The organism is Acidovorax sp. (assembly GCF_016783915.1).
GTDB lineage: Bacteria > Pseudomonadota > Gammaproteobacteria > Burkholderiales > Burkholderiaceae_C > Acidovorax.
In genome coordinates this window covers 1-6,532 of sequence record NZ_JADHVT010000206.1, presented here as the reverse complement: position 1 = coordinate 6,532, position 6,532 = coordinate 1, and the positions used below count along the sequence as shown (strand labels likewise).

At 56.7% G+C, this 6,532-nt stretch carries 6 protein-coding genes and 1 riboswitch; of the genes, 3 read left to right on the top strand and 3 right to left on the bottom strand.

Going from position 1 to position 6,532, the window contains the following annotated elements; genetic code table 11:
- The first annotated feature begins 110 nt into the window (after positions 1 to 110).
- Together ISS20_RS22675 and ISS20_RS22670 are read left to right on the top strand one after the other, a co-directional pair.
- Positions 111 to 440 carry a hypothetical protein gene (locus tag ISS20_RS22675; RefSeq protein ID WP_291439784.1) on the top strand — a complete coding sequence of 110 codons (330 nt, stop codon included), beginning with the start codon at positions 111 to 113 and terminating at the stop codon, positions 438 to 440.
- A gap of 273 nt (positions 441 to 713) precedes the next feature.
- Positions 714 to 888, top strand: a riboswitch (yybP-ykoY riboswitch).
- Positions 889 to 894: 6 nt separating this feature from the next.
- Positions 895 to 1,470, top strand: a complete 576-nt coding sequence (locus ISS20_RS22670; RefSeq protein WP_291439781.1) for a TMEM165/GDT1 family protein — start codon at positions 895 to 897, stop codon at positions 1,468 to 1,470.
- Positions 1,471 to 1,619: 149 nt separating this feature from the next.
- Here the strand turns inward: ISS20_RS22670 and ISS20_RS22665 are convergent, their stop codons facing one another.
- A complete protein-coding gene (locus ISS20_RS22665) occupies positions 1,620 to 2,336 on the bottom strand; it encodes an MgtC/SapB family protein (protein WP_291439779.1) in 717 nt (238 codons plus the stop codon).
- 18 nt (positions 2,337 to 2,354) lie between these two features.
- Positions 2,355 to 5,120: a magnesium-translocating P-type ATPase gene (gene mgtA / locus ISS20_RS22660; protein ID WP_291439777.1), complete on the bottom strand. Its 2,766-nt coding sequence runs from the start codon at positions 5,118 to 5,120 to the stop codon at positions 2,355 to 2,357.
- A 529-nt stretch (positions 5,121 to 5,649) separates the two neighbouring features.
- On the opposite strand from mgtA, the gene ISS20_RS22655 reads away from it, so the two are divergent.
- A complete protein-coding gene (locus ISS20_RS22655; protein ID WP_291439775.1) occupies positions 5,650 to 5,916 on the top strand; it encodes a metal-sensing transcriptional repressor in 267 nt (88 codons plus the stop codon).
- A gap of 47 nt (positions 5,917 to 5,963) precedes the next feature.
- On the opposite strand, the gene ISS20_RS23705 is transcribed toward ISS20_RS22655, so the two are convergent.
- A complete protein-coding gene (locus ISS20_RS23705; protein WP_366828731.1) occupies positions 5,964 to 6,464 on the bottom strand; it encodes an HAD domain-containing protein in 501 nt (166 codons plus the stop codon).
- Positions 6,465 to 6,532 lie beyond the last annotated feature (68 nt).

Here is a 6,532-nt window from a genome sequence, read left to right as displayed (position 1 = left end):
AGATGGGCTCAGTGGGGGCGACAATGCGAGGCAGACAGGCTCTGCCGGGCAACCAAGCCTTTGAACCATCGCAGGTGGCGTGTAGCTTTCTCTTGTATGGATAGACCCATATGAACGAATACGAACTGATGCTTGTCGTAGTTGGAATTGCGGCTGCTGTGGCATGGGTTTTCTTCATGCATCTCGCGCGAATGGTCGTTTGGAGTAACCGGCCCAAATTTGACTTTCTAAGGTATGCAGTCATCACCGTGTGTCTATTTACGGAAATTGGCGAGACCTTTGAATGGTGGGAGGCAGCTCTTCTGGTTGCTGTGAGCGTCCTCGCTTATACCTTCGTCAGAAGCCAACGTGCCCGTTTTGAATCCGCCATTCAGAAGATTGCCGCTAGGCGACGACTCCTCACATCTGAGAGGGGGCAAGAACCGCCCATGGGATCATAAATCGGCATCATGATCTACCTTCATTTGAAGCGATTCGTGCTGGGTGCGGCGATGGTTGCCAGTTTTAGCATTGCCTTGGCGATTTCGCTGTTTAGCGTTGGTTTGATCGCCGCCTAAGGCGCCCACAAAATCGCCAAACGCAATGGCAGATTCAGCGATATGGCCCGCAAGATGCCATGCTTTTCCGGCGGCTTGATGGCGTTAGTGGCAGCGCTCATGGGCATTCAAGCCATGATGCAGCTTTATGGGACCTGAGCATCTTCAGGTAAAATTCTCCTCGTCACTGGGGAGTAGCTTGCCGTCATTTGCCGACGGTGCTTGCGTCAACATACTTGATCTCACGATCATGGTGCAAGCGGTTATCCAACTTAGCAAGACCTTTGACCATGGGCTTCCGGTTCGGCCGGGGAGGCTTATGGTCAATTGTTTTTTGCCTGGCCTGGGAACCTAAAAAATGGAAGCTCTCCTCACTTCAATGGGCGTCGTTGCCCTCGCGGAAATCGGCGACAAGACGCAACTGCTGGCCTTTGTTCTGGCAGCCCGATTCAAGAAACCCCTGCCCATCATCGCCGCCATCTTCTGCGCGACCATCGTCAACCACGGTCTGGCCGGCGCGGTGGGAGCCTGGATCACCTCCACGCTGACTCCAGAGACCTTGCGTTGGGTTGTTGGCCTCTCCTTCATTGGCATGGCTATTTGGACCATGATCCCCGACAAGATCGAAGAGGAGGAAACCCAAATCGCCAATCACTTGGGAGTCTTTGGAGCGACGCTAGTGACTTTCTTTCTTGCCGAGATGGGCGACAAGACGCAGATCGCCACAGTGGCCATGGCGGCCCACTTCCCAAGCCCTGTGATGGTGGTGATTGGCACCACGCTTGGCATGCTGATCGCCGACGTTCCTGCGGTCTTTGTGGGGGACCGTTTCTCCAACAAGATTCCGATGAAGATAGTCCATTCCATTGCGGCGGCAATGTTCGCGGCAATGGGCGTGCTGGCATTGTTGCAAGTTGACACCTGGATCAAGTGAGATTTCTGATTCAAGTCGGAAATCATTTTGAACTTCTCACTTGAATCCCTGCCACTCGCCGAGAAACCTATGCAAACTCTTGGACAAGCCTTGCAATGAAGTGTGAAGACTTGAGCCAACGTTTTCGTCGCGCCCAAGCCTCGTTCGCTCTATTCAGTGGTGCTGGGGCTCCAGAATGCTTGGCTGACACAGTCCAAAGATGACAACTCCTGGATCACCGCATCCATTTGCGCGCCTTCAATTGCTGTAGCCGCCAAAACGGCTTCTATTTCCACGGCGTCTTCGCCAAAAGCATGAACCACCAAACCCCGCGTTGGATAGTCTGCGGTTTCCAATGCGGCTTCGAGCCGTTGCATTGCCTCTTTCTGACGCGTGCGCGGTGCAATGACGTAGACCGTATTGGTAACTTCCACTGCGTTGGTGTCCATCGGCTGGCGATTGATCCGATTGACCACTGGGCGCAGCAGCGTGTTGGCGGCCAAGACGAACACTGTCGCCAGGATCGCCTCCACAATCAAGTCTGCACCCGCGCACGCCCCGACAGCCGCCGAACCCCACAAGGTCGCGGCCGTGTTGAGACCACGCACATTGCCCTCCTCGCGCATGATCACGCCCGCGCCCAGAAAGCCAATGCCCGAGACAACGTAGGCCACGACATGGACGGCGCCATCGTGGCCGCCGAGCCTGTTGGCCATGTCCACAAAGATAGCCGAGCCCAGTGCGCCCAGAACGTTGGTGCGCAGTCCCGCCGTCCGCTGGCGGTATTGACGCTCCAGGCCGATGATCCCGCCCAAGACAAAGGCAGCGGCAAGGCTGACGCATGTGTCGAGGGCGGACGCCAGATTGAGGTTTTCGACAATTTGCATATTGCTTCCTCAGCCGCTTCACTGCCAGCCAAAACGGCGCGTGTAATACGTCTTCATCATCTGCGTCAGAATCATGTAGCCCACCAACATGAGCGCAAGCAGCGGGAAATACGTCCACGGCAGCTCTTGCATCTTGAAGTAGCCCGCCAACGGCCCCATCGGAATAAAGATGCCTATGGCCATGATGATCAGGGTGGCAACCAACAGCGGCGTGCCTGGCCTGCTTTGCAAAAACGGGATCTTGCGGGTGCGAATCATGTGAACCACCAGCGTTTGGGTCATCAAGCCCTCGATGAACCAGCCCGACTGGAACAGGGTTTGGTTCTCCGCCGAATTGGCGCCAAAGACAAACCACATCATCAGATAGGTGAGGATGTCGAATATCGAACTGACCGGGCCGAAGAACAGCATGAAGCGGCCAATGTCGGAGGGATTCCACTTTTGCGGTTCCGTGACAAGCTCCTCATCCACATTGTCAAAGGGGATGGCGACTTGCGAGAAATCGTAAAGCAGGTTCTGCACCAGCAAGTGCATCGGCAGCATCGGCAGGAAAGGTATGAAGGCGCTGGCTACCAACACCGAGAAGACGTTGCCAAAATTCGAGCTGGCCGTCATCTTGATGTATTTGAGCATGTTGGCAAAGGTCTTGCGGCCTTCGATCACACCCTCTTCGAGCACCATCAGGCTCTTCTCCAGAAGAATAATGTCGGCCGCCTCCTTGGCAATGTCCACGGCTGAATCGACCGAAATGCCGATGTCGGCGGCGCGAAGCGCTGGCGCGTCGTTGATACCGTCGCCCATGAATCCGACTACGTGCCCATTGGCTTTGAGCATGCGCACGATCCGCTCCTTGTGCGTAGGAGTGAGTTTGGCGAAGATGGAATGCTCTTCCACAGTCTTGGCAAGAGCAGCGTCATCCATGTGTTCGATGTCAGAACCCAACACCGCTGTCTGATCGATCAAACCCACTTCCCGGCAAATCTTGGATGTCACCAGCCCGTTATCGCCAGTGAGCACTTTGACTTTCACACCATGGGCAGCCAAGGCCTCCAAAGCGGGCCGCGTGGTCTCTTTCGGTGGGTCGAGGAATGCGACATAGCCAATCAGAGTGAGGCCCGACTCGTCGGCCACTCCATAAGAGTCTTTCGTCGGCGGCAGCTCTTTGGCTGCGACCGCCACCACACGCAAACCATCTTCGTTGAGGTCGGCTGTCACCTCGCGCACGCGGGCCAACAACTCAGGGGTCAGCGGCTCGTCGGCATCGCCATGGCGCGCCTTGTCGCACACCGCCAGAATCTCTTCCACAGCGCCTTTGCAGATCAGCATGTGATGGTCCTCGTGCTCCGCGACGACCACAGACATGCGTCGGCGTTGGAAGTCGAAAGGAATCTCATCGACTTTTCGGAAATTCGTGGCGGGGTTGAGCTCCCTGTGAACATCGGTGTGTTCCAGAACGGCCACATCCAGCAGATTTTTTAGACCCGTCTGGTAATAGCTGTTCAGATATGCCGCCTCCAGCACATCGTCCGAATCTTCTCCCCAAATGTCGGTGTGACGGGACAGAAAGATCTTGTCCTGGGTGAGCGTGCCGGTCTTGTCCGTGCAAAGCACATCCATCGCTCCAAAATTCTGAATGGCATCCAAGCGCTTGACGATGACCTTTTGACGAGAGAGCGCCACCGCGCCTTTGGCGAGCGTCGAAGTGACGATCATGGGGAGCATCTCGGGGGTCAAGCCCACGGCAATTGACATGGCGAAGAGAAACGCTTCTGTCCAATCGCCCTTGGTGAAGCCGTTGATGAAAAGCACCAGCGGCGACATGATGAACATGAAGCGAATCAAAAGCCATGCGACCTTGTTGACGCCCGCTTGAAACTGGGTGGGAGCGCGATCACTGGCAGTCACCCGTTGCGCAAGCGCGCCGAAATACGTGCGCGCGCCGGTGTTCACCACGACTGCAGAAGCCGCACCTGAGACCACATTGGTGCCCATGAAGAGAATGTTTTCCAAGTCCAGCGGGTTGCTCGCGTCCAAGTCGCGTTGCGCTGCGAACTTCTCAACCGGGAGCGATTCGCCGGTCATGGCCGATTGAGCGACGAACAAGTCCTTCGCTGAAAGGAGGCGGCAATCGGCTGGAATCATGTCGCCAGCCGACAGCATGACTATGTCTCCCGGAACCAAATCGGCGATGGGAATCTCCACGCGACGCGCGGGCTTGGGGTGCAACTGAACATCGAAATAGCGAAGCGCGACCTCGGCAGCATCCTCAGCCGCATCCCGGCGCAGGACCGTCGCGGTGTTGCTCACCATCGCTTTGAGTTTGTCGGCGGCAATGTTGGACTTGCGCTCTTGCCAAAAACGGATCGCCACGGAAATCACCACCATCGAACCGATCACGATGGTGGCCTTCATGTCCTCGGTCACATAGGACACCGCCGCCAGCAGGGTCAGCAGCAGGTCGAAAGGGGTCTTGTAGCAGTGCCACAAGTGCAGCCACCACGGCAGCGACCGTTCCTGTTCGACCACGTTGGGGCCGACAGTCTCGCGGACCCGCTCCGCCTGTGAGGCGCTCAGACCATCGGAGTGTGATTCGAGTCGATCCAACAGAGCCGCCGGATCACTTTTGGAAGCGGCCGACAACTCCTGAGCCAGCGAGAGCGGGACCTCGCGGGTGGCTGCCGGGCCGCCGAGTCCTTCGAGCAGGACGAGGCGACGAAAGTGGCGGCCGATGCCGCGCGTGCGGACAAAGCCCGCGAAGAGTTCTTTTACAAAGGACATTGGCATGTTTTTCTCCTTGTTTCGCCGCCGTCCCGATGCGATCAGGACGGCGGCAGCCTAGACGGAAGGTTCATTTGGTTATTCAAAGTGAATGGATTGATCAGGCCGCGTCATTTCACGTGCGGCAAAAGATTGGGCGCTAGGCGCCGGGTTCGGAGCTTGAAGCCCGACCGCGTGGAGCGAATGGCCGACCTTTTGTCCGTGCGCCTTCTACCCCCCGGATGGGCGCAATGCGGTGCGTTTTGTTCATGACTACCCCCTGCCGTCGCGCATGCGCGGCATGGCCGGGCACTGCCCAGCCGATTGATGTTTTTGGGAGTGGGGAGACCCTATTAGGTCGCCAATGAGCCACTGCCCGCCGTTTTAGGCAGGGCAGCGGCGGTTGTCACGCGCCGGAATGCCTTGCCTGTGCGATGTCGATCAGCGATCGACAACTGGAACTGTCCACAGGTCAAACTCCGTTGTTGAAAAACCTCGAATTTACCACGGGAATGCCCCGGTTGCAATATCCCCCCCTGGAGGATAGGATGGGCAAATGCAAGATCATCCACCCCATACCGAAGTCGTCAAGCGCCTCAAACGCGCACAAGGACACCTCAAAAGCATCGTGACCATGCTGGAGGATGGTCGTGGGTGCCTTGAAATCGCCCAGCAGCTTCAGGCCGTCGAAAAAGCCATCGTCAACGCCAAGAAGACTTTGGTGCACAACCATATCGACCATTGTCTGGATAGTTCGGTGCGCGATGCCGCAACAGCAGAAACAGCCGTGCGCGAATTCAAGGAAATTACCAAATACCTCTGAGTCAGGCAAACGCGACGGTTCTATGCTGCTCTGCTTAGAACCGGCTACTATGGCGCGCGGACAGTCTGACCCAGCGCACTCCGAATGCAACGCAGATGCTCGCCACTCAAGCCCACTCCCGAATCACAAAGGACGACGCACCCCGCTTTTTCTAGCCGAGAGCCGCGCAATCCAGATCCACTTTGAACGTCATCCAAAATCACCAACGGCTGCCCCTCATAGTGAACCGCCAGCCACGCGTCTATCGCCTCAAGCCTCGTTGTTCCATAACCCTGGGGAGCCTCCCACGCATGATGAAACGATTGCCCCAATACGGGAAGTCCTGTTCGCTTGAATAGTGAAACAAATCCATCCCGCTCCATGAACCGAAGCCAACTGGTGGTCATGATCAGATGCGGCGCGAATTCTTCAAAAACTGTTCGCAACACCTGCATTGATGGTGGATGCCATATACGATCCCATAGATCTGTCGGCTGCTCAGACGTTGGAAGACGAAGGTGGTTTCCGCCGTATGGGTCATTTAAGCAAAGGACATCATCCAAGTCCAAGAACAGCAATGGACGACCTTGCGAGCGGATGCCTCGATAGCGTCGAGCGAGCGCTGAAAGGCCTTGCC

Bases quoted from the DNA above. Each gene is read 5' to 3' on its own strand.
- ISS20_RS22675 (WP_291439784.1), top strand. From the start codon at position 111: ATGAACGAATACGAACTGATGCTTGTCGTAGTTGGAATTGCGGCTGCT.
- ISS20_RS22670 (WP_291439781.1), top strand. From the start codon at position 895: ATGGAAGCTCTCCTCACTTCAATGGGCGTCGTTGCCCTCGCGGAAATC.
- ISS20_RS22665 (WP_291439779.1), bottom strand. From the start codon at position 2,336: ATGCAAATTGTCGAAAACCTCAATCTGGCGTCCGCCCTCGACACATGC.
- mgtA (WP_291439777.1), bottom strand. From the start codon at position 5,120: ATGCCAATGTCCTTTGTAAAAGAACTCTTCGCGGGCTTTGTCCGCACG.
- ISS20_RS22655 (WP_291439775.1), top strand. From the start codon at position 5,650: ATGCAAGATCATCCACCCCATACCGAAGTCGTCAAGCGCCTCAAACGC.